General features: G+C 28.5%; 2 protein-coding genes and 1 pseudogene. All 3 read right to left on the reverse strand.

All coding sequences use genetic code 11. The features are described 5' to 3' along the window. Positions 1 to 314 precede the first annotated feature (314 nt). Positions 315 to 521: pseudogene (locus BBROOKSOX_RS10380) on the reverse strand (Fic family protein); the annotation flags it as partial. Positions 522 to 671: 150 nt separating this feature from the next. After that, positions 672 to 1,583, reverse strand: coding sequence for a DUF3883 domain-containing protein (locus tag BBROOKSOX_RS12335; RefSeq protein ID WP_257607860.1), 912 nt, complete (start codon positions 1,581 to 1,583; stop codon positions 672 to 674). 17 nt (positions 1,584 to 1,600) lie between these two features. Beyond that, complete coding sequence (locus tag BBROOKSOX_RS10390) at positions 1,601 to 1,912, reverse strand: hypothetical protein (RefSeq protein ID WP_139661697.1); 312 nt, start codon at positions 1,910 to 1,912, stop codon at positions 1,601 to 1,603. Positions 1,913 to 2,080 lie beyond the last annotated feature (168 nt).

Below are 2,080 nucleotides of genomic sequence, written 5' to 3' on the forward strand. Positions count from 1 at the left end.
GATGATAACGCTTTTTTAGATCTATGATTTTTTCTTGCTGACTTTGGTTCATAGTTCACGATTTTTTATAATAATATCGTGAATTTAACCATATTTTTAGTAGTTGTTCACGGTTTTTTAATAAATCAATACATTGTGCTTGCTAACAAGTTTTAAATTATTGGCTATTGCAGGTAAATAGCGTTGACGGAAATTTCTAGAATTTTTTAACGATAAGGCAAGCATTAATTCTTCTTTGTTTATTTCACTATTGATGATTGAAATGGGATTTATTTGGCGGGTGTTTTCATTGCAACTATATCAAGAATCATCTATAGGGTAAACCTAATAAATGATGCTGAATTAGTTAGTTTCGTGCTTTGTAATGTCAAATAATAGTCATCCTGATGTGCGTAAACTAGACTCTCAACAGGTAGATAACTAAAAATATCTTGTCACTGACTCAGTATCAAAGTTTGTCACAAACGCCCCATTTTGCCATTACCATCCGCAAATAGATGAATAAAATCAAACTCATAATTTTTGTCGATAAATTACAAAATTATCATTTTCTAAATCTGCCTTATGAATTGCTATTTTTTCCTTGGTTAAATTCTTTTAAGTGTTTGAGATTTATATTGCTAATTTCTAGTACATTAAAACTCGATCGGAGAATTACATCTAATTTATTATTAACTAATGTCGCTAATTAAATGATATTCTTTTGTAATTTTAGTATTAATTTTCTTTTCTTTGAATTTTAGGTTTTTTATTGGATTTTCTACCTGTAAAAACCTCGGTTTTTTGTTTAGGTTTAATACCAATGTAACAATATAATCGTTTTTATATTCTATCGCTTTTTGATATTCGTTCTCGGTTAGTCTAAACCTGCCTTTATTTTCTTTAATACCCTTAACTTCGGCTAAATAGAAATTATTATTAGTGTCTATTTGAAAATCATAACCATCGCCAAAAAGTCTGGCATCTTGCAGGGTACCATCTTTGAATATGTCAATATCATTGTAATTATTTATAAAATAAGTTTCCGCCTTTAAACCTGTTTCTTGTAATTTCTTAAATCTTGATTTAATGATTGGTTTGTTGATTTCATAGGTAATTTTTTTTGTGTTAAACTGCTCGTCTACAATGGATTTGCATTTAACATATTTTGCCAATTTAATACCTTTTGATATTTCAACAGCATAATTTCTAGAAAGTCCAGCTGCGATAGTTATGGTTGCAATTGAATGTTCACAATTATTAATTTCTAATGCGTATCTAATGCCGAATAAGCGTATTGCAGTTGTTGCCTCTCTTTCTGCAGAATTGTCATACATTAATTTTAATATTTGCCCCAGTTCTGCAAAATTTTTTGTTTCTAATATATGATTATTACCCAAAATTTCAACATATTGTGCCAATTTAACACCCTTAGATACTTCGGTTTGAAAGGATTGACTAATAGCTGAAAACCTAATAATTTCTGCAATACGATAGTTATTTCGTTGTATTTCTTTTGCGTAAGAAATAGCAAACAAATAAATTTGCGTCACTTTCTCTCCCTGCAAAGCACTGTTATACATTTTTTTTAAAATACTACCCAATTTTCTTTCACTCATAATTAATGTTCTTTGTTTCTCCAGTCCTCGTTAAATAAATTAAATTCAACCACATCAAAATCAATATTTTTCGTGTTTTTGATAATTTTTAATGATTTTAGTTTTTCTAAATGTTGCATATTATTATGGTCAAATTGAACTTGCATAAAAACATAACCATTGCAGTCATTCTCTATATCACCAAATAAATAACAATTAATATCTATTTCAATTAATTCATCTCGAATGGCATTCAAAATTATCTTATTATTGATAGTAATGCTCAACACCCTGCGTATGTCGCTATGTTTAAAATCCTGCCACATATTTTGCATAAGTTCTATAACTGTATTTGATAAACATTCATAAAAGGTGTGGACAAATTAAATGTTCTTTTTTCTTGTCTCTAATATCAAAAGCAAGTGTCAACATATTTTGTACATTGTTGATGATTAAATCAGTGTTGTTTTGTTCTTGGTAAAAACGCTTTATTAAGGCAACTG

The organism is bacterium endosymbiont of Bathymodiolus sp. 5 South (assembly GCF_900128535.1).
GTDB lineage: Bacteria > Pseudomonadota > Gammaproteobacteria > PS1 > Pseudothioglobaceae > Thiodubiliella.